The organism is Pseudoxanthomonas sp. CCNWLW251 (assembly GCF_037402255.1).
Taxonomy (GTDB): domain Bacteria; phylum Pseudomonadota; class Gammaproteobacteria; order Xanthomonadales; family Xanthomonadaceae; genus Pseudoxanthomonas_A.
The window spans coordinates 1,414,554-1,440,798 of the sequence record NZ_JBBEGA010000001.1 but is presented as its reverse complement, the minus strand read 5'-3'; the positions used below and the strand labels follow the sequence as shown (position 1 = coordinate 1,440,798).

Sequence of the window (26,245 nt, the reverse complement as noted above, 5' to 3'; positions counted from 1 at the left end):
GCTGGCGCTGGAGATCGCTGCCGGCTCGCTGGGCTCCGCGCTGGCGGCGCAGGCGGCCGGTGCCGACCGGGTGGAACTGTGCGAAGGCCTGTCGTCCGGCGGCACCACGCCGTCCTACGGCACGCTGGCGCTCGCGCGCGAACACGTGCGGATTCCGCTGTTCGTACTGGTGCGGCCACGTGCGGGCGATTTCCTTTACGACGCCCGCGAAGCCGACGTGATGCTGCGTGACATCGAGATGTGCGTGCGCCTGGGCTGCGACGGGGTGGTGATCGGCGCGCTGCAGGCCGATGGCGCCATCGACCTGCCGTTATGCGAACGACTTGTCGCCGCGGCGGGGCCGTTGCAGGTGACGTTCCACCGCGCCTTCGACGCGGCGCGTGACCTGGCGCAGGCGCTGGAACAGGTGATTGCCCTCGGGTGCCAGCGCGTGCTGACGTCCGGCGGGCAGGCCACGGCGATGGAAGGCGCGGACCGCATCGCCGCCCTGGTGCGCCTGGCCGCGGGCCGCGTGACGGTGATGCCGGGTGCCGGCATCGATGCCGGCAACGTCACCGCGCTGGCGATGCAGACCGGTGCACGCGAGTTCCATGCCTCGGCGAAAGGGCCCCGCGCTTCCTCGATGGGGTTCCGCAATCCGGCGTTGCAAGGGCTGGCGCCGGACTGGTCGGAAACCGATCCGGCGCGCGTACGCACACTTCGCGCAGCGCTGGATGCCGTGAGCCGGCGCTAGCGGGACATCGAGTACGGTCGCTGGGCCGAATCGGTGGCCCAGGTGGTGTGCGGTTTCGCCTGCATCACGAAGCGCAGTTCGCCACCGGCGAGAATCTCGTCATGGGTCAGGTACGCGCGCGTCAGCGGTTTGCCGTTGAGGCTGGCGCTGCCCACGTAGGCATGCGCATCGTCCAGGCCGTCGGCAACGATGGTGAAGCGCTTGCCGTTGGGCAGGTGCAGCGTCGCGCGTGGCAGGAACGGCCGGCCGATGATGTACTGGTTGCTGCCGGGCGTGACCGGATAGAACCCGAGTGCGGTGAACACGTACCACGCCGACATCTGCCCCAGGTCGTCGTTGCCGGCCAGGCCATCCGGACGTGCCGCGTACTGGCTGGACATGATCTGCTGCAACCGTGCCTGCGTGCGCCATGACTGGCCCGCGTAGGCATACAGGTAGGCCACGTGGTGGCTGGGTTCGTTGCCGTGCGCGTACCAGCCGATCAGGCCGGTGATGTCCTCCATGTGCGCGAACACCGACGCATCCACCTTCGCATCGAACACCGCATCCAGGCGCGCCAGCAGCGCATCGTCGCCGCCATGCGCCTCCGCCAGGCCCGCGACGTCCTGCGGCACGTACCACGAGTACTGCCACGCATTGCCTTCGGTGTAATCGGTGCCGTAGCCACTGGCGCTGGGGTCGAACGGCGTGCGGAAACTGCCATCGCGCTTGCGCGCACGCATGAAGCCGGTGTCGGCGTCGAACGCATGCTTCCAGTTGGCGGCGCGCTTGTCGAACGTTGCGGCGACATCGGCCTTGCCCATCGCACGCGCCATCTGCGCCACGGTCCAGTCGTCGAAGGCGTATTCCAGCGTCTTGCTGGCCGCTTCGCCTTCCTCGTCGATGGGCACGTAGCCCAGCTCGCGGTACTGCGCGATGCCGTCGTACGGCCCGTAGTTGGCGCTGGCCACCATCGCCTGCAACGCTTCCTCGGCGTCGTAGCCGCGGATGCCCTTCATGTACGCATCGGCGATCACCGGCACCGCGTGGTAACCGATCATGCACCACGTTTCCTGCCCATGGAACGACCATACCGGCAGCACGCCGTACGGGCTCTCGCGGCGCGCGGCCAGCAGCGAATTGACGAAGTCGTTCGTGCGCTGCGGCGGTTGCACCAGTGTGGCCAGCGGATGCAGGGCGCGATAGGTGTCCCATAGCGAGAAGGTCGAGTAGTTTGTCCAGCCTTTCGCCTGGTGCACGGCATTGTCCGGGCCGCGGTACCGCCCGTCGCTGTCCATGAAAAGCGTCGGGCCGAGCAGCGTGTGGTACAGCGCGGTGTAGAAGCGGGTGCGCTGCGCCGGGTCGCCCTGGGCATCCACTGCGCCCAGTGCTTCGCTCCATTGCTGTTTGGCGGACGCGCGCATGCCGTCGAAATCCCAGCCGGGCGATTCGGCATCGAGGTTGGCGATGGCGTTGTCTTCGCTGACCGGCGAAATGGCCACTTTCACCAGCACGGGTTTGCCGGCGCCCGGGGCGAGGTCGAATGCCGCAACCAGCTGCCGGCCTTCGATCTGCGCGCGTTGGCGCGGGTCTTTCTCGCCGGGCGGCGGAAACCCCTTGTACGGGATGTCCTGTTCGGTGTTGTGCAGCGCATGGCCGGTGACCGGCTGCGAGAAGCGCAGGGCGAAATACACCTGGCGGCCCGGCGCCCAGCCGCGCGTTTCACGGAAGCCGGTGACCGTGTCGTCGGCGCGCACGCGCACGCGCGACCACGACACCTTGCCGGGGTAGTCGTACATGCTGGTGCGCAGGTCCAGCACCACATGCGCGGGCTTGCCGGCGGGGAAGTGGTAGCGATGCATGCCCACGCGCGCGCTCGCGGTGAGTTCGGCCCGCACGTCGTAGTCGTCCAGGGTGACGGCGTAGTAGCCGGGCTGGGCGGTTTCGGTGGCGTGGCGGAAGCGCGAGGTATAGCCGCTGCCGGGTTTGTCGGGGTCGCCGCGTTCGAGCTTCAGCTCGCCGGTGGTGGGCATCAGCAGCAGGTCGCCCAGGTCGGAATGACCGGTGCCGGAAAAATGCGTGTGCGAGAAGCCGACGATGGTGGTGTCGTCGTAGCGGTAGCCGGCGGCCCAGCCATAACCGTCCTTGCGTGGCTGGATACGGGTGTCGGGCGACAGCTGCACCATGCCGTACGGAACAGTGGCGCCGGGGTAGGTATGGCCTTCACCCCCCGTCCCGATGAAGGGATCCACCGCCTTGTACGCGGCCTCGCCGATGTCTGCCGATGCCGCCCACGCGCTTCCCGCCACCGTCATCGCGCACGCTGCGAAACCCGCCAGCATCAAGACCTTCGTCGCGTCCCGCGTGTTCATCCTGCACCCTTTTGGATCGGTCGAATTCGGCGAAGCTAGCACACGCCCGCGAGACCGGTCACTCGGGCTCCCCGTGGTCGGCGGCGTGAACGCACCGCGCGCCGGACAAGGGTGCCGATCGCTTCCTGCTGCGCAGCAGCATGCGTCGTCGCGCCCGGCATGCTACATCTTGGCTGCGAAATTGGATCGATCCAACTAGGGCTTATTCGCACGGAATGCCATCGGCGCCGCACGCGCGCCATGGTCAGCCGTCGGAATTCCGGAACGTCGTTCACGGGAAGGCCCCGCGTGTGCGGGTGGCCGCGCAGGTGTCGAACAATGCACGCATCGATCATCAACCGGGGAGTCCACATGCCGCACTTCATCACGCACCACACGGGCCGCATCCTGTGTCGCGGATGGCAGGTGCATGTGCTCTTCGTGCTTGCGCTGGTCGCAGGGGCCGTCCCCGCCATGGCGCAGGCGGCAAGCGAACGCACGCTGGAAGGCGGCTGGGAATTCCGGCAACTGACCGATGGCAAGGTCGCGCCCGGCGCCGGTCCCGCACAGGCACCACGACAATGGCATCGCGCCACGACGCCCGGCACCGTGCACACCGACCTGCTCGCTAACGGCCTCATTGCAGATCCCTACAAGGGTGCACCGGAGGCCGGCCTGCAATGGATCGGCCTCGCCGACTGGGAATACCGGACGAACTTCGACGTATCCCGCGACACACGTGATGCCGCGCGCAGCGACCTGGTGTTCGAAGGACTGGATACCTTCGCCGAGGTCTTCCTCAATGGCGAGAAGGTGCTCGACGCCGACAACGCGTTCCGGACATGGCGCGTGCCCGTCCATGGCCGGCTGCGCGCGGGCAGGAACGAACTGCGCGTGATCCTGCGCTCGCCGATCGCGAAGCTGCTGCCCCAGGTGCAGGCGATGCCGCACCGGATCGCCGGCAACTATCCCTCGCCCTACGGCGACGAACCGAAGGACGCGATGACCGCGAACTTCGTGCGCAAACCGGGTTACCACTACGGTTGGGACTGGGGGCCGCGCTATGTCACGGCGGGCATCTCGAAGCCGGTGCGCCTGCAAAGCTGGGACCGCGCGCGGATCGACAATCTGCGGCTGCGCCAGGACCGTGTGACGGAAGCGCGCGCGGACGTGACCGCGGTGGCGACAGTCGACGCCGTACGCGCCGGCCGCTACCTCGCGCGCCTGTGGCGGACCGCGCCCGATGGCGAACGCGTGCTCGCGGCGACCCAACGCGTGTCGCTGGCGGCCGGCGTCAATCGCATCTCGCAGGCGATCCGCATCGAAAAGCCGCAGCGCTGGTTTCCGGTCGGTTATGGGTCGCAGCCGCTGTACCGCTTCGAGCTGGAACTGCTTGACGGCACTCAGGTCATCGACGCGCGGGGCGAACGGACCGGCCTGCGCAGTGTGGTGCTGCGCCGCGACCCGGATGCGCAGGGCAGGGGGTTCGCCTTCAACGTCAATGGCATCGCAATCTTCGCCAAGGGCGCCAACGCGATCCCGTTCGACATGTTCCAGCCCAGGGTGACCACCGCGCAGCTGCGGCGCGTGCTGCAGTCGGCAGTCGATGCGAACATGAACATGATCCGCAGTTGGGGCGGTGGCTACTACGAAAGCGATGCGTTCTTCGACATCGCGGACGAACTCGGCCTGCTGGTCTGGCAGGACTTCATGTTCGGCGGCGGCATGCAGCCCGCCTATGACCCCGCGTTCCGCGCCAACGTGGTGGCGGAGGCGCGCGACCAGGTGCAGCGGCTGCGCAATCATCCCAGCATCGTGTTGTGGTGCGGCAACAACGAGGAAGAGATCGCCTGGAAATACTGGGGCCACGGCAAGACACTGAAGGAAGCCGATCCGGTGTTCGCGCAACGCGTCTGGGAAGGCTACGCGCAACTGTTCGGCCATGACCTGCGCGAGGTCGTGGAGGAGGAGGCCGGTGGCATCGCCTACTGGCCAAGCTCGCCGAGCGACGACATGGCCGAGGTGGCGAACACGCCGGCCAGCGGCGACATGCACTACTGGGAGGTCTGGGGCAATCCGGCGCGCCCGCCCTCGGCCTACCTGGGCGTGACGCCGCGCTTCGTGTCCGAGTACGGCCTGCAGGCGTGGCCCGTGCAGCGCACGATCGATCATTTTGCGGCGCGCGATGAACAGCGTGTCGATGCGCCGGTGATCGAGGCCCACCAGAAGTTCATGGCCGGCAAGGGCAACGAGCGTCTGCTGCACTACGTGCGGATGGAGTTCGGCGAGCCGCGCGACTTCGCGGACTTCGTCTACCTGAGCCAGGTGATGCAGGCCGAAGGCATCGGGTTGGCGGCGCGGCACCATCGCGCCAGCCGGCCGTACACGATGGGTTCGCTGTACTGGCAGCTCAACGATGTGTGGCCCGGCGCTTCGTGGTCGGGCATCGACTGGTTCGGGCGCTGGAAGGCGCTGCAGTTCCATGCGCGCCGGTTCTTCGCGCCGGTCACCGTCGCTGCCCTGCGCAAGGAAGGACAAACCACCGTCAGCATCGTTTCGGACCGGACCACGCCGCGTGGCGGCACGCTGCGCCTGCGCGTCATGACGCTGCAGGGGCGAGTGTTGCGGGATGAGACGCGACGGGTCGAGATCGCGCCGCTGTCGGCGTCGCGCATCGCCACCTACGATGATGCAGAGCTGTTCGGTGGCGCGCCGCCATCGTCGACGGTCGCGGTGTTCGATCTGGCCGCCGATGGCGAACCCGCCGCGCGCGAGGTCGTCTATCCCGCGGCGGCCAAGGACATGCAGTGGCCCGATCCCCGCCTGCAAACCCACCTGCGCCAGGAAGGCGACCGTCACGTGCTCGATATCACCGCCGCGGCGCTGGCCCGCGCGGTGTGGGTCGACTTCGGCCAAGTCGACGCCGACCTGGCCGACAACGCGCTGATCCTGCTTCCCGGCGAACGCATCTCGCTGCATGTGGCCTCCGATGCGGATCCCGACACCCTGCGCAGTGCCCTACGGATACGTTCGTTGGCCGATGCGCTTCCCTCCGATTCCCCCATTCCCCGGAGCATGCCGACGCCATGACGCAGTCCGTTCCCGTGCACGACGACTTCCGCAGCGAAACCTTCCTGCGCGACCACATCCGCAGGACGATGGCGTTCTACCATCCCCGCTGCATCGATCCGGCAGGCGGTTTTTTCCACTACTTCAAGGACGACGGGCGCGTCTACGACGCTTCCCATCGCCATCTGGTCAGCAGCACCCGGTTCGTCTTCAACTACGCCACCGCGGCCCGCGAGTTCGGCGAGGAAGATCCTGCGCTGCGCGATGCGTACATGAAGGCCGTGCGTCACGGGCTTGCCTTCCTGCGCGAACGGCACCTCGATCCACAGAGTGGCGGTTACTTCTGGACGCTGCGCGACGGCGTGCCGGAAGACACCACGCAGCACTGCTACGGCGCCGCCTTCGTCCTGCTGGCGTACTCCATTGCGCTGCGCGCAGGCGTGGAAGAGTGCCGGACCTGGATGGACGCCCATTGGGACCTGCTGGAAACGCGCTACTGGGAACCGGAGTACGGCCTGTACCGTGACGAAGCCACGCGCGACTGGCAGTTCAGTCCCTACCGCGGACAGAACGCCAACATGCACATGTGCGAGGCCATGCTGGCCGCGTACGAGGCCAGCCGCGAGCGTCGCTACCTGGAGCGTGCACGGCAGCTGGCCGACCATATGACCCGGCGCCAGGCCGCCCAGAGCGAAGGCCTGGTCTGGGAGCACTACGACACCAACTGGCAGGTCGACACCGACTACCATCGCGACGATCCCCGGCATCTGTTCCGTCCGTGGGGTTTCCAGCCCGGGCACCAGACCGAATGGGCCAAGCTGCTGCTGATCCTGGATGGCCACCTGCGCGACGCAGGCGCGACGGCCGCCGACTGGCTGGTGCCGCGTGCCGCGGAGCTGTTCGACCGCTCGATGGAAGCATCGTGGGACCCTGAGTTCGGCGGACTGGTCTACGGCTTCGCCCCGGAGTCGCTGCGCAAGGACGTCGCGGGTCCATCGCTGCCCGATGGCCGCCATTTCATCTGCGACGACGACAAGTACTTCTGGGTACAGGCCGAATCGCTCGCCTGTGCGGCGCGATTGGCCAGCGCCACCGGCGAGGCGCGCTACTGGGCGTGGTACGACCGGCTGTGGGAGTACGCCTGGCGGCACATGATCGACCATCAGCATGGTGCGTGGTTCCGCATCCTCGATCGCGAGAACCGCAAGTACGACGACGACAAGAGTCCCGCCGGAAAAACCGACTACCACACCATGGGGGCTTGCCATGACGTCCTGTCAGTGTTGCGCCGCGATGTCTGACGCCGCCCGCCGCCGTGGTGCATCCGCAAGCGTCCTTGCCACCCTGCTGCTCCTGGCTTCCGGCGCCGCAGGCGCGCGCGAGGCGCAGTTTTCGACATCGTTCGAACCTGGCCAGCCCGCCCCCGTGCTGACGGAAGCAGGCGGCGTCCGCACGGCCGTGGGCAACGGACCCGACCAACCGTACGCGGCAAAGCGCGGCATGGGTTACAGCGGGATGCATGCGTTGAAATACAGCGGCGACGTGGCAGGTCGTGTGCATCTCTACACCGTCGATATCGGAATCGGCACGGACACGACCCTGTCGTGGATGGTGTTGCCCGAGATCGTCGAAGGCGATGTCTCCACGTCCACGGGCGTTTCACTGGACCTGGTGCTCGACGACGGCACGCGGCTGACCGATGCCGGCGCGCGTGATCAGCAAGGAGCCGCCATTGGTGCGACCGGCCAGGCGGCTTCCATGACGCTGTATCCCCAGCAGTGGACACGGAAGCAGGTCCGCCTGGGCGACCTGCCTGCCCTGCACGGGCGACGCATCAAGGCCATCGAGCTGGAGCTGCAGCCAGGCTCGCGCGCTGGCGCGAGCGGCTGGATCGACGACATCGCCATCGAAGAGGCGCCACGCATGTCGGCGCGGCGCCCCAGCGACCTGGTGCTGACCAACCGCGGCACGCAGTCCAACAGTACGTTCTCTCGCGGCAACAACATCCCCGCGACCGCGATGCCGCATGGCTTCAATTTCTGGGTACCCGTCACCGATGCGGGCACGCTGGCATGGCTCTATCGCTGGAGCGAGCACAACGGTGCCGACAACCGGCCGCGCCTGCAGGCGCTGTCCATCAGCCACCAACCCAGCCCGTGGATGGGCGACCGCCAGACCTTCCAGGTGATGCCGTCCTCCACGCGCGGCGTGCCCGAAGCCGACCGGGAGCGCCGGGCGCTGTCGTTCTCGCACGAGAACGAGCTCGCCAGGGTGCACACCTACCGCGTCGACTTCGACAACGGCATCCGGGCCGAGATCGCGCCGACCGAGCGCGCGGCGATCTTCCGGTTCCGGTTCCCGCAAGGCGGGGACGCGAATCTCCTGTTCGACAACGTCGATGCGCGCGCCGGCCTGACGCTGGATTCCCGCACGCAGACACTCCACGGCTACACCGAGACCCGCAGCGGCCTGTCGAATGGCGCCACCCGGATGTTCGTCTACGCGACGTTCGACCGGCCGTGGGCCGGCAGCGGTGCGATCGAGACCGGACGCCCCACGCACTACATCAAGTTCGCGCGTGGCGGCGGCGATGAAGTGAACATGCGCATCGCCACGTCGCTGATCTCGGTGGAACAGGCGCGGCGCAACCTGGAACAGGAGATCGGGGCCGAGGGTTTCGACACCGTGCGTGAGCGTGCGCAGACAGCATGGGATGCGCTGCTCGGTCGGGTGAAGGTAGACGGCGCGAGCGAAGACCAACTGACGACGGTCTATTCCAATCTCTACCGCCTGTTCCTGTATCCGAACATCGCGCACGAGAACGTGGGCAGCGTCGAGCGTCCCGACTGGCGACACGCCGACCAGAACAGCTGGTCGAAGGACCATGCAGGCGGCGACCCGCTGCGCACCTCCGCATCCATCAAGGCCGGCCGGATCTACGTCAACAATGGCTTCTGGGACACGTTCCGCACCAGTTGGCCCGCGTACGCGCTGTTCGCCCCCGGGCGCGCCGGCGAGATGATCGACGGTTTCCTGCAGCAGTACCGCGATGGCGGCTGGATCGCCCGCTGGTCGTCGCCGGGCTATGCGGACCTGATGGTCGGTACCAGCTCCGACGTCGCGTTCACTGACGCGTGGCTCAAGGGCGTGCGTGGCTTCGACGCCGATGAAGCCTACGAGGCCGCACTGCGCAACGCCACCGTCGTTGCGCCCGTGTCCAATGTCGGGCGCAAGGGCCTGGTGCATTCGATGTATCGCGGCTACGCGGATAACGCCGTGCACGAGGGACTGTCCTGGACCCTCGAGGGCGCGATCAACGACTTCGGCCTGGCCCAGTTCGGCCGGGCGCTGGCCGCCGATGAAGGCGATCCTGCGCGCGCGCAGCGCTATCGCGAGGAGGCCGAGTACTTCCAGGCCCGCGCCAGCGACTATGCACACCTGTTCGATCCGGCGACCCGGTTCTTCCGCGGGCGCGATGCGAAGGGCGCATGGGGGCAGCCGGCGCCGGACTTCGATCCGCGCATGTGGGGTGGCGACTATACCGAGGCCAATGCATGGACCTTCGCGTTCACCGTGCCGCACGACGCAGCCGGGCTGGCAACGCTGCTGGGCGGGGAAAAGGCGCTGGCGGATCGGCTTGACGAATTCTTCGCCACGCCGGAAACCGCAGGCCGCGAGTTCGCAGGCACCTACGGCAATGTCATCCACGAGATGACCGAAGCGCGTGACGTGCGGATGGGCATGTACGCGCACAGCAACCAGCCCTCGCACCACATTCCCTGGATGTATGCCGCCGCCGGCCAGCCCTGGAAGACGCAGCGCATCACCCGCGACGTGCTGCGCCGGCTGTATCTGGGAAGCGAGATCGGCCAGGGTTATCCCGGCGATGAAGACAACGGCGAGATGTCGGCGTGGTACCTGTTCGGCATGATGGGGCTGTATCCGCTGCGGATGGGAGCGCCGGAGTACGTGATCGGCTCGCCCGCGTTCAAGCGTGTCGACGTGCGGCTCGAGAATGGGCGCACCCTTACCGTCATTGCCCACGGCAACGACGACCGCAACGTCTATGTGCAGTCGCTGAAGCTCAATGGTCGCCCGTGGGACCGCGCCTGGCTCCGGCATGAGGACATCGCCAACGGCGGCGTCCTGGAATTCGTCATGGGCAGCACGCCGTCCAAGTGGGGAAGCGGGGCCGACGCGCTTCCTCCCTCGATGACCGCGGCTGGTACGGCGCCTGCGGGCCTGACGGATGCGTCGCGCAACGCGGAGGTCATCGCGCTGGCCGGGAAAGCATCGCCGCGATTGTTCGACGACGATGCCGCCACTTCGCTGCCATTGCCTGCGCAGGCGGCGGTCGATGTCCGGTTCCGTGCGGCAACCCGCGTGAGTCACTACACCATCACCAGTGGCGGCGCGCCGTTGCCGGGGTTGGCCTGGGCGCTGCAGGGTCGCAACGGAGCAGATTCGTGGACGACGCTGGACGAACGTGATGCCGAGGACTTCAAGTGGGCGCGGCAGCTTCGGCCATTCCGCATCGGCAAGCCCGGGGACTACCGGGAGTACCGGCTGCAGTTCACGAACGGTGCGGTGATCGACGTTGCGGAGCTGGAACTGCTGACGCCGACCACGGTCCTGAGCGTATCCGAGCGATAGGGTGGTCACCGTCCCTTGTCGTGCACCGATGAGGGACGAAAGGGCGCAGTGCCGGCGTTGTGCATTGGCGCCCTGCATACGCCATCCATCAGGCGGAACGGGATGCTGCGCGGCAGCATGCATGCGCTGAAACATTATGGTAATTATTCGCGCGGCGGAATTAGAACGATCTAATTCCGGGATTACTGGCAGGTGGGAAGGGGAGGCGCAGCGGAAGGGTGCGCCTGCCGGATTGTGTGGACGTACGGCCTTCCATTGAAAACAGATTCATCGCATCGGAATTTTGGATCGATCCAAACAATCTTGCGTCAGCAGCTAATCAATCTTGGGAGAGGGTGATTGAAATGAAAGGCACGCCACACGTACGCATCCGCAATTCTCTATCCACCGCCATCGCCGTTGCGTTGGCCACCGCCGTACTGCCGGGCATCGCGCTCGCGCAACAGGCGACGACGGAACAGGGCGGTTCCGCCGCCACGGACCTAGACAAGGTTACCGTCACCGGCTACCGCTACTCGATCGAGCAGAGCCTGGACCAGAAGCGCAATGCGAATGCCGTCGTCGAGGTGATCACCGCCGAAGACGTCGGCAAGTTCCCCGACAAGAACGTGGCCGACGCGCAGCAGCGCGTGCCGGGAGTGGTGATCACCCGCAGTGGCGGCGAGGGGAAGAGCGTCAGCGTGCGAGGCCTGGCTCCAGGTCTCACCCTGACCCAGTTGAACGGCAACTACATCGCCTCGTCAGAGACCAACAACGAGGCCTCGCGTTCGTTCAACTACACGCTGCTGCCGGCCAACATGCTGTCCAGCGCTGAACTGTTCAAGTCGCCGGAAGCGCGGATCGACGAAGGCGGCATCGGCGGTACCGTCATCCTGCGCACCCGTCGTCCGCTGGAGATGGAAGCCAATTCGGGCTTCGCTTCGCTGGAAGGCACGTCGTCCGACACCAGCAGCGGTGTCGATCCACAGATGTCGGCTCTGTATTCCTGGCATAGCGAGGACGGCCGCTTCGGCGTGCTGGTCGGCGCGACCAAGCAGAAGCGCAACAATCGCAGCATGGAAGTCAGCACCGAGGACTGGCAGTGGTATAGCGATCGCGTCGATGCAAACGGCAACATCATCAACGACTTCGTCTGGAATGTCCGCGGCAGGACCCGGCATCCGGCGGTGGACGTCAATGGCAACCCGCTGCCCGATGCTTCCCATTTCTGGGGCCGGTCGGGCATCTACGATCAGAACGGCGGGCATTACTCGGGCTTCTTCATGCCGACCTCGGTCAACTTCGCCGTGCGTGACGAGAAGCGCGAGCGTACCGGCGGCCAGTTGACCTTCCAGTTCAAGCCCATCGACAACCTGACCCTGACCGGCAATTACTTCCGCTTCGAGCTGCAGGGTGACTACGCCCAGAACATGCTGAAGATTCCGGAGTGGAACCTGGCCCGCGTTGCCGGCGACGGCAACTGGACGACAGGCCGCTTGCTCAACGGCTTCACCTTCGATCCCAGCGGCACCATCGTCACCGGCGCCGAATATGAAATGCTGCCTGGCAAGACCTACTACTGCAGTGAAGAAGAGGCAGCGGCTGCCGGCTTGCCGCCCGGCGGTTGGGGTGCGGACGATTGCACCATTCCCACCCCGCAGCTCACCGGCGGCTACAGTCGCGAGAAGGCGCTGTCGCAGACCGCCGACCTGAGCATCGACTGGGACATCAGCCCCCTGTGGAAGGCCTCGTTCGCAGGTGGCCGCACCTGGTCCGAAGGTGGCCCGTCGATGAACTTCCGCATGTCCGCGAAGCCGCGCCGCAAGGTCAATGGCGTGTACCAGCCCGGCAACACCTACAGCGCCTGGGACCTGACCGGCACGCCGTCGGCCACGTTCTCGCCGAACCTGCAGGAACAGCTGATGGCCGGCATCGCCGAGATCGATACCGGCTCGACCGATTCGTCGTGGATGCAGACCAGCATCGAGCAGAACCACTTCCAGAGCGACTTCACCAAGCTGTTCGAAACCGGTTGGCTGGATTCGATCCAGTTCGGCGCCAAGTACAGCGATGGCAAGGTCCACCGCAATACCGGCAATACCTACTGGGTGTGCCAGGGTGCAGATCCCGGCGACTACAGCATGCGCTACCAGGCCGGCTGTGATTCCACGGCGGGCATCGCGCAGCCGGGCTTCTTCCTGTCCAAGCCGCTGGGTGACATCGCCGGAGGGTTCAACGCCAACGTATTCCCGGGCATCAACTACCCGGCGTACATCGAGTACTTGAACCAGCGCTACGGCGGCATGCAGAACCGCCGCGAAGAAGATTTCGTCTACAACGTCGGTGAGAAGATCTACGCCGGTTATTTCCAGGCCAACTTCCGTACCGAGAACGTGCGCGGCAACATCGGCATTCGTGTCGCCCGCACCAAGCAGCACGCCGAATCGAGCGACTCGGTCGAACGCTTCAACGACTACTTCGTCGACAATGCCACTGGCTCGCCCATGGCCTGCAACGACCCTGCCGGTGTCGCGTTGTTGGGCTCCAACACCGGTTACAGTTGCGAAAGCGACTTCGTTCGGCTGCCGGATGGCTTGGCCAGGGCCAAGAGCTACGAGATGGCGTCGCTGGACAAGACCTATACCGACATACTGCCCAGCTTCAACATCGCTTGGGATATCACCGAGAACCTGGTGCTGCGCGGTGCCGCGTCCAAGGTTATTGCCCGCCCCAGCTACACCGACATCGCCTACCCCGGTGGTCTGAGCTACTACACCGACGAATACAGCAATGACCGTCGTGTCGCCGGTGGCGCACCCAACCCCGGCTGGTACGGTTCGGGCAGCAACAAGGGCCTGGAGCCGTTCGAAGCTAACCAGTATGACCTCAGCCTGGAGTGGTACTTCCAGCCGGGCGCGGTGGCGGGTGTGGGCCTCTTCCGCAAGGATGTGGACAACTTCATCGTGCCGGTGGTGCGCGACCAGCAGATGGTGGTCGGCGGGCAGTCGGTGACGGTGCAGGACTATTCGACCCAGGCCAACGGTCAGGATGGCGTGTCGCAGGGTGTGGAGCTGTACGGTCAGTACACGTTCGATTTCGGCCTGGGCTTCCAGGCCAACTACACCTACAACGACACCAACCTGGCCTCGGTGGTCATCGATGGCGAGGAGATAGGTTCGTCGCCGCTGGTGGGCAGTGCGAAGAACCAGGCCAACTTCACGGTGTTCTACGAGACCACCAGGTTCCTGGCGCGAGCTTCGTACAACCGGCGTGGTGAAGTGGTCGGCGGCTTGAACAACGGCTTCACCATCTACTCCGAACCGTACGATCAGTTGGATCTGAACCTGGCATACGACATCACGGACGACCTGGCGGTGACCGGTTCGGTATTGAATGTCACCAAGTCGGAGCAGCGGATGCACCTGGGCAACGACACCAAGGACCGTTTCTTTTCCAACAACTACTCCGGCCGCCAGTTGTACCTGGGCCTGACCTACAAGTTCTGAGGACGTGTCCCCTGTTCGCCCCTTGCCTTCTCTCCCGCCTGGCGACAGGCGGCTTGGGGCCGACGGCCCGGCTACGGCCGGGCCACTTTTCCATTCATCGTGGCGGGCATGGACGCCGCCACATCCGGTGAGGCCCGCACGATGCCAGCTCCCGTCGGCATCGTGCAGATGCTGCTCCCCGCCAGTGCCACCCTTGCCGACCCACGACGACCAGTGAACGCATGAAAGACATGACGATCAACGCGATGTTCCGCTCGCTGTTCCTGCTCCTGGCAACGACCACATGGGCAGCCGAAGCGGCGCCGCGAAGCCTGGCCGAAGAGGTCAACACCTTCATCGGCAGCAAGGACGACGGCAACACGTTTCCTGGAGCGTCCGCGCCTTTCGGCCAGATCCAGGTCAGCCCGATCGGTTCGCATTATTCCGGTTGGCGCTACGACGACCCGCAGATCCGCGGCTTCGGCCACTCCTTCATTTCCGGCGCGGGCTGCTGGGAGCAAGGGGGACAGGTATCGGTGCTTCCGGTCACCGGGCGCATCGGTCCGGGCGGCGAATTCGACACGGCCGACGCCAAGACGTTCGACCACAAGCGCTACGGTTCGCGCTACCGGCATGACGGCGAGAACGGCCAGGCGGGCTACTACAAAGTGCGGCTGACCGACTACGGCGGCATCGATGCCGAGACGACCGCACTGACCCGCGCCGCCGCCGAACGCTACACCTTTTCCAGCCGCGGCGAGGGCCACGTGCTGGTCAACGTAGGGCAGGCCAATGAACGCCATGCGGTCACCGGCAGTGCCATCAATGTCGTGGGCGACCGCGTGGTGGAAGGCAAGCTGGTTACCAAGAGTTTCTGCGGTGGTCATCAGTACACCACCTGGTTCCGCCTGGAGTTCGATCGCCCGTTCAAAGCGTTCGGTACCTGGGGTGAAGCCGGAGGCGTAGTGAATGCGCGCCACAGCATGGAAGGCGAGGGCAAGCCCAACGGGGCATGGCTGACCTTCGACCTGGAAGGCAATTCTTCCGTCACGGCCGTCTCGGCCATTTCCCATGTCGATGCGGACGGTGCGCGCAACAACCTGCGCAGCGAAGGCATGCAGGGCGGACGGCTGCTCGGCTTCGACGCCATGCGCACGCGCGCGCAGTCGGTGTGGGACAAGGAACTGGCCAGCGTGCGTGTGCATGGCGGCAGTACCGACGACCGTGCCGTGTTCTACACCGCGCTGTACCACGCGCTGCTGCAGCCGTTGACCGGCAGCGATGCCGACGGCCGCTATCGCGGCTACGACGACCGCATCCACCGTGCCGATGGCTGGACCTACTACGAGTACTTCTCGCTGTGGGACACCTACCGCTCGCAGAACCAGCTGGTGGCATTGCTGCGACCGCAGCGCGCCGCCGACATCGGCCGGTCGTTGTTGGCCATACGCGAGCAGGGCGGCTGGCTGCCGCGCTGGGGTTACGCCAGTTTCGAGACCAATATCATGACCGGCGATCCGGTGACCCCGTTCCTCGTCGACCTGTGGCGTTTCGGTGCGATGAAGGGGCGCGAGGCGGATGCGTATGCGGCGCTGCGCGAGAACGCATTCGGCGTGCCGCCGTTGAACTCGCGGCATGCCGGCCGTTCCGGCAATCCCCACTATCTCGAGCACGGCTTCGTGCAGTACGACCGCGCGTTCCCATCCAAGGGCATGGACGTGGATCCGCACCATGGCGGTTCGGCGACACTGGAATACGCGCTGGCCGATTGCTCCCTGTCGTTGATGGCCGATGCGTTGGGGCATGGCGATGACGCTGCCGTGCTCAAGCGGCGGGGCCGCAACTGGCGCACGCTCTGGGATGCGGACATCCGCGACGAGGAAGCCGGATTCAGCGGCTTTCCGCGTCCGCGCACCGAGGACGGCCAGTGGTACACGCCGGCGGACGGCCGCTATGGCCCGCGCTCGCACCATGGCTTCCACGAGGGCACGGCCTGGCAGTACCAGTGGTTGGCACAGCAGGACGTCCCGGGCCTGGTCGAGGCGATGCACGGGCGCGACCAGGCGGCCCGGCGCCTGGATACGTTCTTTGCCTACGATGCGCTGCTGGCCGATCCCGCCGGGGCTGCACGCAAGGCATGGGTGGTGGGGCCTTACAGCTACTACAACCAGTTCCGCTACAACCCCAACAACGAACCCGACCTGCACGCGCCGTGGATGTACACGCTGATCGGCCAGCCGTGGAAGACCGCCACGGTGCTGCATGCGGCGCAGCGGCTGTTCACCAATGCGCCCAATGGCGTCACCGGCAACGATGACCTGGGCACGATGTCGGCGTGGTACCTCTTCAGTGCCATGGGCCTGTATCCGGTGGTGCCGGGCACGGGCCAGTTCGTGCTGCATCCTCCGCGTTTCGCGCGCATCGACATCGATCTGGGGCAGGGCCGCACGTTGCGCATCGACGCGCCGCAGGCGGACGACGACAAGCTGCAGTACATCGACAACGTGTCGTTGCGGGGACGCGCGCATCCGTCCGTGTGGGTGGATTGGGAAGACCTGCAGCAGGGCGGTCGCCTGCACGTGGAACTGACCGGCACACCGCCGCAGCAGGGCTGGGGTACGCGGCCGGACGACCTGCCCGCATCGCCCTGCGCCGCGGATCCGGCCGCGCTGCCCGGGGCGGGTCGATGAGTCTTCCTGCCGCCCTGGCGAGCGTGCCGGTGCAATGGTTTACGCTGCGGACTTTCTCTGGAATGAATCGATCCATATGAGCCAGAAGCGTCCCTCGCGCACGGCTGCCACCGGCAAGGCCGGGTCCTCGTCGCCCAAGGCGGGCAAGCCGGTGAAAAAGACGGCGAAGAAGGCGGGTGAAGCCAAGCCGGCCGCGCCCGAGCGCAAGCGTGAAAGCCAGCGCGTGGTCACCGTCACCGATATCGCCAATGCCATCGGGGTGTCGCGCGCGACCGTGTCGCTGGTATTGCGTGGCAGTCCGCTGGTGCATGCCGACACGCGCGCCCGGGTGGAGGCCGAACTGAAGCGCCAGCGCTACGTCTACAACCGCAGCGCGGCCAACCTGCGCAGGCGCACGTCATCCAGCGTGGCGCTGGTGATCAATGACCTGTCCAACCCGTTCTTCGCGGAGTTCGCCGCAGGCGTGGATGAAGCGCTGGGCGGGCAGGGCTACGTCACCCTGCTCGGCAGCACGGGTGAATCGCCGCAGCGCCAGCAGGCGGTACTTGCGTCGCTGATGGAGCACACGCCTGCCGGCGTGATCCTGTCCCCCGCCGAAGGCAGTGATGCCGCCGAACTGCGTACCGTGCTGGATGCACGCAGCCATGTGCTGCTGTTCAACCGGGAACTGGCCGGCGCGGACGCATGGGACTTCCTGGCGCTGGACAACGAGCGCGGCGCACGCATGGCGGCCGAACACCTCATCGGCCTGGGCCACCGCCGCATCGCCTTCTTCGGCGGCCATGCCGATTCCAGTTCGTGCCGGCAAAGGCGCGCGGGTTTCGCGCAGGCGATGGCCGCAGCGGGTTTGCCGGTGGAGCCGCAATGGCTGATCGAATCGGCGCCCAACCGGCTGGAAGCGGCTACGCGCACCGGTGCGCTGTTCGGTGAGCGCGCCAGTCCGACCGCCGCGGTCTGCTACAACGATACGGTGGCGCTGGGCCTGATGCTGGGCCTGGCCTCGCGCGGCATCCAGCCGGGCCGGGGCTTCGCCGTCACCGGCTTCGATGACATTCCCGAAGCGGCGATGACCACGCCGCCGCTGACCACGCTGTCCGTCGATCCGCGTGAGCGCGGCCGGCAGGCGGCGCGCATGCTGCTGCAGCGCGTGGCCGATCCCGATGCTGCCCCGATGCGCACGATCGCGCCCGTGCGTCTGTGCATCCGCGAAAGCAGCGGCGTACCGCGCCCATGACGCTTCCCCTTTCTTCTTTCCCATTCGCCCGTTGAGGTCTACGACCGCATGCCGATCGCATCATCCCCACCCACAGTGACCTCCCGCGGGTCCGCCTCGGCCGTCACGCCGCGCGCGGCGCTGGCCGTGGTGACCACGATCTTCTTCATGTGGGGCTTCCTGACCTGCCTCAACGACATCCTGATCCCGCACCTGAAGGCCGTGTTCGAACTGAATTTCGCACGCGCGATGCTGGTGCAGTTCACCTTCTTCGGTGCGTACTTCCTGATGTCGCTGCCGGCCGGCCGGCTGGTCGCGCATCTGGGCTACAAGAAGGGCATCGTGGCCGGCCTCGCCATCGCTGGCGTGGGTGCACTGGGCTTCTGGCCGGCAGCGGAACTGCGTGTGTACGAAGCCTTCCTCGGCGCGCTGTTCGTGTTGGCCACCGGCATCACCGTGTTGCAGGTGGCAGCCAATCCCTACGTGGCGCTGCTGGGGCCAGAACAGACCAGTTCCAGCCGCTTGACGCTCGCGCAGGCATTGAACTCGCTGGGCACCGCCATCGCGCCACTGATCGGTGGCCTGCTGATCCTCGGCAACACGGTGAAGAGCGCCGATCAGATCGCGGCGCTGCCGGGGGTCGAGCAGGTCGCGTATCGCGCGCAGGAGGCGCAGGCGGTGCAGGGGCCGTATGTGGGGCTCGCGGTCGTGCTGTTCCTGCTGGCGCTGTTCGTGTTCCTGTTCCGCCTGCCCACGCTGAGCGAGACCACCGAACAGGCCGGTCCGGTGCGGCATACGCTGGGCGAAGCCTTGCGCCACCGCCATGTGCGCTTCGGCGTGCTCGCCATCTTCTTCTACGTCGGCGCGGAAGTGGCCATCGGCAGCTTCCTGGTCAACTACCTGTCGATGCCGGCCATCGGCGGGTTCGGCGAACAGGAAGCCTCGCGCTACGTGGCGGCGTACTGGACGCTGGCGATGATCGGGCGTTTTGCCGGTTCGGCGATCATGGTGCGCTTCTCGCCGCGCCGACTGCTGGCGTTGTTCGCGGTGGCCAATGTGGTGTTGCTGGCGACGACGCTGCTCGGCAGCGGAAAGCTCTCGCTCTACAGCGTGGTGGCAGTGGGCCTGTTCAATTCGATCATGTTCCCGACCATCTTCGCGCTCAGCATCGAACGCCTGGGACCGTTGACCAACAAGGCCTCCAGCCTGCTGATCATGGCCATCGTCGGTGGCGCCGTAGTGCCCTATTTGCAGGGCGTGCTCGCGGATGGCGTGGGCGTGCAGGCTTCCTTCCTGCTGCCGCTGTTGTGCTATGGCTACATCGTGTTCTACGGCCTGTCGGGTTCGCGCCCGGCACCGGCCACGCAGGCGCAGGGAGCGTAAGCGATGTCGAAGATCGTCTGTTTCGGCGAGGCCCTCATTGATCTGCTGGCCCAGCCCCCTGCCACCGCCGACACGCCGCGCGCATTCCTGCAGTACGCCGGCGGTGCGCCCGCCAACGTGGCCGTGGCCGCCGCACGGCTGGGCGCCGACGCGCATTTCGCGGGCATGCTGGGTCACGACATGTTCGGCGACTTCCTGCTGCAGAGTTTCGTCGCTGCCGGCGTGGCGACGGATTGCATCGTGCGCACCAACGCTGCCAAGACCGCGCTGGCGTTCGTTGCGCTGGACGAGCAGGGCGAGCGCAGCTTCAGTTTCTACCGCCCGCCCGCCGCCGACCTGCTGTTCCGCAGCGCGCATTTCCTGCCTGCCTGCTTTGGTGGCACCGGCAGTTTCCATGTCTGCTCCAACAGCCTGACCGAAGCCGGTGTCGCCGAAGCGACCCTCGATGGCATGGCGCGCGCACGGGATGCCGGAGCGATGGTGAGCCTGGATCTCAACCTGCGTCCGGCGCTGTGGCCCGAAGGCGTGGATCCGGGCCCGCGCCTGTGGCAGGCCCTGTCGGCTGCCGACCTGGTCAAGCTCTCGCAGGAGGAACTGGATTATCTGGCGCAGCCACTGGGTGGCGGCGCCGATGGCGAGGCGGCCGTGCGGGCGCGCATCTTCGAAGGCAAGGCGCACTGGCTGATCGTCACCGATGGCGCCGCGCAGATCCGGTGGTTCACGCGGCAGGCGTCCGGGCACGCGCCCAGCTTCCGCGTCGAAGCGCGCGACACCACGGCGGCCGGTGATGCCTTCGTGGGCGGGCTGCTGTTCCGGTTGGGAGAACTCGGTGGCGATGGCCGGGGTTTCCATGCCTTCTGCCAGCATCGGGAAGGTCTTGAAGACGCCATCCGCTTCGGCGCTGCCGTGGGTGCGTTGGCGGTGACGCGGAAGGGCGCATTCGCCGCCATGCCGTCGTTGGCCGAAGTGAACCAGCTTCTCCGGGAGCAGCACCATGAACCCGCCGCCCTCGCTCTGGGAGAAGAAGGCTGACGCGCCTCCAGGAAAGCAGCGTCGTGATTCCCCGCGGCGGTAGGTAGGTCCTGCCGGCTCGGCAGGGACAGCCGCGGACCGGAGGAAGACCCGCACGCACCGGCGAATCACGCCGCTGGCGTGCCCCGGGGTTTCAACACGACGTTGAACACGTCTAGAATCCCCGCCACGATCCCATCGGTCGTGGCCGCTCTGCGGCCGGCACAGCTGCCGCCATGCCAATCCTCCCACCTGCTTGCCGGAGATTCGCATGCGCGTCACACGCCTGGCCGCCGCCTTGTGCGCGGCCCTGTTGCCTGCTTCATTCGCCCACGCCCAGACGTCCGCTCCCGACAGCGGCGGTACCGGCCCTGCCACGCTCGACACCATCGTGGTCAAGGGTGAAAAGTCCGATCGCGACCTGCAGGACACCACCACCAGCGTGGCGGTCACCACGGACGTGCGCATGGAGCAGGAAAACCTGGTGAGCCTGTACCAGGTGTTCGACCGCACCGCCAATGTCAGCAAGACCTATGGCGATTCGGGCTTCACCCTGCGCGGCATCAACAACAACGACGGCGAAGGATCGCCGCTGTCCACCATCTACCTGGATGGGGCGGCGATGTCGCACTTCATGACGGCCACCGGTCCGAGCACGCTGTGGGACCTGTCCCAGGTCGAGATCTTCCGCGGCCCGCAATCGACCATCCAGGGCGAGAATGCGCTGGCCGGTGCGGTCGTGCTTCGCACGCAGGACCCGGACCTCGACGCATGGGGTGGGCGGGCCCGCCTGCTGTTGTCGGACCCCTCCGACCAGCGGCTCGCTTTCGCGGTCGGCGGACCCCTCATCGAGGATGAGCTCGGTGTGCGCCTGGCCGTGGAGCGGCGCGATTTCGACGGCTTCGTCGACAATCCGACCCGCGGTGTCGGCGAGGATGCGCTGGAGTCGGTGCTGGTGCGTGCCAAGGTGTTGTGGACGCCCGCGGGAATCCCGGGCCTGACGGCGCGCCTGAGTCTCAACCATTTCGATCGCACGGGGCCGTATTCGTTCACCTACAGCAGCCTGGATGTGCCGGACTACTTCGACAACCGGGTGAACCTTTCCGACGCACCCAACATCGACGACACCCGCACCAACAGCGCCACGCTGGAAGTCGACTACGGTCTCGGTGGCCGGTGGTCGCTCAATTCCGTCACCGCCTGGAGCGATGCCGACAGCCGTCGGCGCTACGACAACGACTACACCGCCACGCCCGGTGCGGCCGGTGGCGCTGAACTCGATTCCCAGGCCCTGTCGCAGGAGTTGCGGGTGCGCTACGAAGGCGCGCGCCTGCGCGCCCTGGCAGGGCTCTACTACTCCGAGCGCGACACTCGCAACGCCACGGCCAGCCTGACCAACGTCGACACGCCCGGCGAAACCATCGCCGGCCTTCTGCAGTCGATCGGGCTGGACCCGGCAACGGCCGGCGCCATCGCGCAGCAGTATGTCGCCGCACTGCCCGTGATCCCGGTGGACTACCGGAGCGCGTCCCCCTCGCGTTCGGAGAACAAGGCGTTGTTCACCGATGTCGAGTTCGACCTGGCCCCGCGCTTCACGTTGCTGGGCGGCTTCCGCTACGACCGCCAGCGCTATGGCTTCGGCAGCCGGACCTCGGCTGTCTTCACCGGCACGCTGCCCGATCCGGCGATGTTCGGTTCGCCGCTTGCGCCGGTAATCGCGGGCATCAACCAGGCCGTGCTGGGCTTCGTCGGCGCGGCCAACGGCACCTCACCGTACTCCACGCGCACGTTCGACACGTTCCTGCCCAAGCTGGGCCTGCGCCATGACATCAGCGAGGATGTTTCGCTGGCTTTCGTGGCGCAGCGGGGTTACCGGTCGGGCGGTTCCAGCTTCAATCTGGCACGCAGCATGGTGGTCGCCTACGACCCGGAATACACCGACAACTACGAAGTCTCGCTGCGTTCGCAATGGTTCGATGACCGGCTGACGGTCAATGCCAATGCGTACTACATCGACTGGAAGGACAAGCAGGTCAGCGTCAACTTCGGCCAGGGCAGTTTCGACTACCACACCGTCAACGCCGGGCGCGCGCACCTGTACGGCTTCGAGCTGGAAGCCACGCACCGTCCCTCCGACGGTTTCGACTGGTACGCCTCGCTCGGTCATTCGCGCACGCAGTTCGATGACTTCGAACCGGTCCTGGGCGGCAACATCTACGACTACTCCGGCAGCGAGTTCGCGTATGCACCGCACTGGACGCTGGCCGTCGGCGCCAACTGGCGCTTCGCGGACAACTGGGTGGCCAACCTCAATGCCAATCACCGCAGCGCTATCTATGGCACCACCGGTACCGTGCAGGACCAGCTTGGATCACGCACGCTGGTCAACGGCCGTTTCGGCTACGAAGCGCTGGACTGGAGCGCCTGGCTGTTCGCCGAGAACCTGTTCGGGGAGGAGTACATCCAGTACCGGTACACCGAACAGAGCCTGGACCTGACCCACGGCATCCTCGGCGCACCGCGTGTGCTGGGGATCGGATTCGAGGCGCGCTGGTAGCGCGCGGTATCCGGACATGACGACGAGGCATTCGCGATGACCCTGCTCTACCTGTTGCTCTCGCTGTTCTCCGCGAGCGCCTTCTATCTGGCGAGCCCGCACCAGCAGCTGTGGGCGCGCATGGCAGCGCACCGCACGCTGGCGCGCGCAACGGCCTGGCTGTCCGCCGTGTTGGCGGTTGCCATGGGCATCGTGGCGCTGGGGGTCTGGGCCGGCGTGTTCTCCGCGCTGACCGCCTGGATGTCCGGCGTCGTGGCGCTGCCTTACCTGGATGCCTGGCGCCGCACGCGCAAGGGGGTGGCCCATGTGGGGTAAGTCGTTCGCCGCAGCATTGCTGGGGTTGCCCCTGACCGTGGGCGTCATCGGTCTGCTGGTGCTGGTATGGCCGGGGGAACTGCAGCGCATCACCCTGCCGTGGCTGTTGATGGCATTCCCGCTCTGGGTAGGGGTGATGTCGCTGGCGTTCCTGGCCAGGACCGGTTGGCGCGCCTGGATGTGGATGGGAGGCGCGACGTTGCTGTGCTTCGCGCTGATCCATGTGGCGAAGTCCGTGGGCTGGGCGGCGGAGTTGCCGGCATGAAGGCGACGACGCTGAGGATCTTCCTCTCGGTGCATACCTGGGTCGGGCTCGCCTCGGGCATGCTGCTGTTCATCGCGTTCTACGCCGGTGCCATCACCGTCTTCGTGCACGAGCTGCAGGGGTGGGAACGCGCGCCGCAGGCGACGCTGTCGCATGCCGAGGCCATGGACGTGTCGCAGGCGCTGGTCGAACGCGTGCTGCGCGAGCAACCGAAGGCAGCGGAGGGGCTGACGCTCGTGCTCCCCGGCGATCACGGCCCACGACCATCGGCGTACTGGTACGAAACGGCGACGGACACGCAGCACAAGTTCGTGTTCAGGGACGATGGCGAGCTCGAACAGATGCCCGGGCGCAGCGGGTTCGTCCAGTTTATCTACGACCTGCACTTCACCGCCGGCCTGCCTCGCACCTGGGGGACGTATCTCTTCGGCGTGGTGTCCATCCTGTACGGGCTGGCCCTGGTCAGCGGCGTGGTGATCTATGCGCCGGTGTTCCTGAAGGATCTATTCGCGCTGCGCGTGGGCCGCAACATCAAGCGGCTGTGGCAGGACGCGCACAACGTGGTCGGCGTGCTCTCGCTGCCTTTCCACGTGATTTTCGCCTGGAGCGGGGCGGTGCTGACCATCGGCTTCCTGATGCTGGCGCCGTTCCAGTTCCTGGTGTTCGACAACAGATTGATGACGGTGCTGGAGCAGGATTTCGAGATCGCCCCGCATGTCAAGCCGGCCGGGGTCGCCAGACCCTTCCTGCCTGTCGCGGACCTGGTGCGGCGGGTCGAGACCGCACTGCCCGGCATGACCGCCGAAAGTCTCTTCTACCATGACGCAGGCGATGCCAATGCCCAGGTGACGGCGTACGGCGAAGCGCCGCAACGTCGACTCAACGGATTCGGCGGCGTGGCCGTCAACGCGGTGACCGGCGAGGTCATCGCCGCCGTCGGGCCGAAGGATTTTCCGCCGGGCATGTCGATGTTGCGTGGCCTGCAGACGCTGCATTACGGCAATTTCGGCGGGTTCGCGGTGAAGTGGCTGTACTTCCTGCTCGGTCTCGCCGGTGCGTTCCTGTTCTACAGCGGCAACCTGCTGTGGATCGAGGCACGGCGCAAGCGGCGGCAGGTGGAACAACCCGGGCGAACGCGCTTCGTGGCCGGCCTGACCATCGGCGTGTGCCTGGGGTGCGTCGCCGGCATATCGGCGGTGTTCCTCGTCGCCGCGCTGCTGCCAGGTGTATCCATCGCGGGCAGCTATGCCGTTGTCTTCCTGGCGGCCATCGCATGGGCATTCCTGCGGCCGCCGGCACGCGCAGCGCACGAACTGCTCTGGTTGTGCGCGTTGTTGACCGCGGCCATCCCGGTCGCCGGTTGGATCGGGTCGGGTGAACACCTGTTCGCAGCCCTGTGGGACGGCCACTGGCACCGCGCCCTGACCGATGCAACGGCGCTGGCCATGGCGCTGGCGTTCCAGCGCATGGCGGCGGCGACCCTGCGACGGGGCCGCGAAGGCGATCCCCATAGCGTGTGGTCGTTGCAGTAGGAGCGCGCGCGGTTGCCGCACCTGCGACCCGGGACAGGCGGCAGCCTGGTCCCAGTTGCGCGGGGAGGCTACCCGGCGCGATTTCCCCTCGTGGGGGTCGACATCGCCCGTGAAATGTGAGTTACGCTACATTTGAGCCGTCGACTTCCCCTTCCATGAGCCAACACGACTTGCCGTCTCCACGCGTTGCCGTTGTCGAAGATGAAGACGAACTGCGAGGCCTGATCGTTGAGGAGCTGAGCGAGCGTGGCTACGACGTTGTCGGGCTGGCGAGTGCGGAAGCCCTGTATCGCCACATGAGTGTCCAGGCGCTCGACATCGTGGTCCTGGACATCGGCCTGCCTGGCGAGAGTGGGCTGGGGGTGGCATCGCACCTGCGGCAGCTTGCCTCGGTGGGCATCATCCTGCTGACCGGCCGCGGCGGCAAAAAGCTCATGGCGCAGAGCTTTGCGGTAGGTGCCGATCTCTTCCTGACCAAGCCCGTCGATTACGACGTGCTGGCCGTGGCCGTCGCCAATCTCCATCGCCGGCTCGCGCCTGCCCTGAATGGCGCGTCATCGGATGACCCGCGTGCGGTGGTCTGGTCGTTGTCCGATGCGGGCTGGACGTTGCACGGACCCGATGCCAGGACGCTGGCGCTCAGCGAGGCAGAACGCACGATCCTGGCACGGCTTCTGGAGCAGCCTGGCACTCCCGTATCGAGGACGGCCCTGATCGACGTGCTGACCGATCAGCCCTGGGATTTCGATCCCCATCGGCTGGACGTTCTGGTCCATCGTCTCCGCGGCAAGGTCAACAGCCGTTTTTCGCAGCCGCTGCCGCTGCGCGCCGTGCGTGGAATCGGCTACGTATTCGCACCCTGATGCTCTTCCGGTGAGAAACGGTGAGTTTGGGTGAGTCACCGTCATTGATGCGCGTCCCGGCGCAATAGAGACTTTTCTCACATCCGGTGCCGACATCGGTACCGGAACCGCACCGCGCGAGCGGTGATGTCTTCTCGCCATCCCGAGGGTCGCCCGCCGCCACGGTT

The 26,245-nt window shown here is 66.5% G+C and carries 15 protein-coding genes; 14 read left to right on the top strand and 1 reads right to left on the bottom strand.

Translation table 11 applies throughout. The features are described 5' to 3' along the window. Position 1 precedes the first annotated feature (1 nt). Positions 2–733 (top strand): copper homeostasis protein CutC, encoded by a 732-nt coding sequence (locus tag WBN46_RS06675; protein ID WP_337730903.1) that lies wholly within the window; start codon positions 2–4, stop codon positions 731–733. Here WBN46_RS06675 and WBN46_RS06670 read toward each other — a convergent pair. Further along, positions 730–3,084, bottom strand: coding sequence for a GH92 family glycosyl hydrolase (locus WBN46_RS06670; RefSeq protein ID WP_337730816.1), 2,355 nt, complete (start codon positions 3,082–3,084; stop codon positions 730–732). The two genes, WBN46_RS06675 and WBN46_RS06670, sit on opposite strands and share 4 nt — an antisense overlap. 351 nt (positions 3,085–3,435) lie before the next feature. Here WBN46_RS06670 and WBN46_RS06665 point away from each other — a divergent pair, with 351 nt between their 5' ends. The 13 genes from WBN46_RS06665 to WBN46_RS06605 all read left to right on the top strand — a co-directional run bounded on the left by WBN46_RS06665 (position 3,436) and on the right by WBN46_RS06605 (position 26,078). Beyond that, positions 3,436–6,153: a glycoside hydrolase family 2 protein gene (locus WBN46_RS06665; protein WP_337730815.1), complete on the top strand. Its 2,718-nt coding sequence runs from the start codon at positions 3,436–3,438 to the stop codon at positions 6,151–6,153. Next, entirely contained in the window at positions 6,150–7,433 is a 1,284-nt protein-coding gene (locus WBN46_RS06660) for an AGE family epimerase/isomerase (protein WP_337730814.1), read from the top strand. The genes WBN46_RS06665 and WBN46_RS06660 overlap by 4 nt, the downstream gene beginning before the upstream one ends. Continuing rightward, entirely contained in the window at positions 7,426–10,785 is a 3,360-nt protein-coding gene (locus WBN46_RS06655) for a GH92 family glycosyl hydrolase (protein WP_337730813.1), read from the top strand. Before WBN46_RS06660 ends, WBN46_RS06655 begins: the two co-directional genes overlap by 8 nt. 344 nt (positions 10,786–11,129) lie before the next feature. Further along, positions 11,130–14,270: a TonB-dependent receptor gene (locus WBN46_RS06650; RefSeq protein ID WP_337730812.1), complete on the top strand. Its 3,141-nt coding sequence runs from the start codon at positions 11,130–11,132 to the stop codon at positions 14,268–14,270. Positions 14,271–14,515: 245 nt separating this feature from the next. Then, complete coding sequence (locus tag WBN46_RS06645; protein ID WP_337730902.1) at positions 14,516–16,939, top strand: GH92 family glycosyl hydrolase; 2,424 nt, start codon at positions 14,516–14,518, stop codon at positions 16,937–16,939. A 76-nt stretch (positions 16,940–17,015) separates the two neighbouring features. Continuing rightward, positions 17,016–18,173, top strand: a complete 1,158-nt coding sequence (locus tag WBN46_RS06640; protein WP_337730811.1) for a LacI family DNA-binding transcriptional regulator — start codon at positions 17,016–17,018, stop codon at positions 18,171–18,173. A 126-nt stretch (positions 18,174–18,299) separates the two neighbouring features. Then, complete coding sequence (gene fucP / locus WBN46_RS06635; protein WP_337730901.1) at positions 18,300–19,535, top strand: L-fucose:H+ symporter permease; 1,236 nt, start codon at positions 18,300–18,302, stop codon at positions 19,533–19,535. A 3-nt stretch (positions 19,536–19,538) separates the two neighbouring features. Continuing rightward, the gene (locus tag WBN46_RS06630) at positions 19,539–20,567 is read left to right on the top strand and encodes a carbohydrate kinase (RefSeq protein ID WP_337730810.1); all 1,029 of its coding nucleotides are present in this window, start codon (positions 19,539–19,541) and stop codon (positions 20,565–20,567) included. Between the two features lie 250 nt (positions 20,568–20,817). Further along, positions 20,818–23,103: a TonB-dependent receptor gene (locus WBN46_RS06625; RefSeq protein WP_337730809.1), complete on the top strand. Its 2,286-nt coding sequence runs from the start codon at positions 20,818–20,820 to the stop codon at positions 23,101–23,103. A gap of 36 nt (positions 23,104–23,139) precedes the next feature. Continuing rightward, positions 23,140–23,418, top strand: a complete 279-nt coding sequence (locus WBN46_RS06620; RefSeq protein WP_337730808.1) for a hypothetical protein — start codon at positions 23,140–23,142, stop codon at positions 23,416–23,418. Then, entirely contained in the window at positions 23,408–23,683 is a 276-nt protein-coding gene (locus WBN46_RS06615; protein WP_337730807.1) for a hypothetical protein, read from the top strand. The genes WBN46_RS06620 and WBN46_RS06615 overlap by 11 nt, the downstream gene beginning before the upstream one ends. Beyond that, positions 23,680–25,215, top strand: a complete 1,536-nt coding sequence (locus WBN46_RS06610) for a PepSY-associated TM helix domain-containing protein (RefSeq protein ID WP_337730806.1) — start codon at positions 23,680–23,682, stop codon at positions 25,213–25,215. The genes WBN46_RS06615 and WBN46_RS06610 overlap by 4 nt, the downstream gene beginning before the upstream one ends. A 155-nt stretch (positions 25,216–25,370) precedes the next feature. Next, positions 25,371–26,078 (top strand): response regulator transcription factor, encoded by a 708-nt coding sequence (locus WBN46_RS06605; protein ID WP_337730805.1) that lies wholly within the window; start codon positions 25,371–25,373, stop codon positions 26,076–26,078. Positions 26,079–26,245 lie beyond the last annotated feature (167 nt).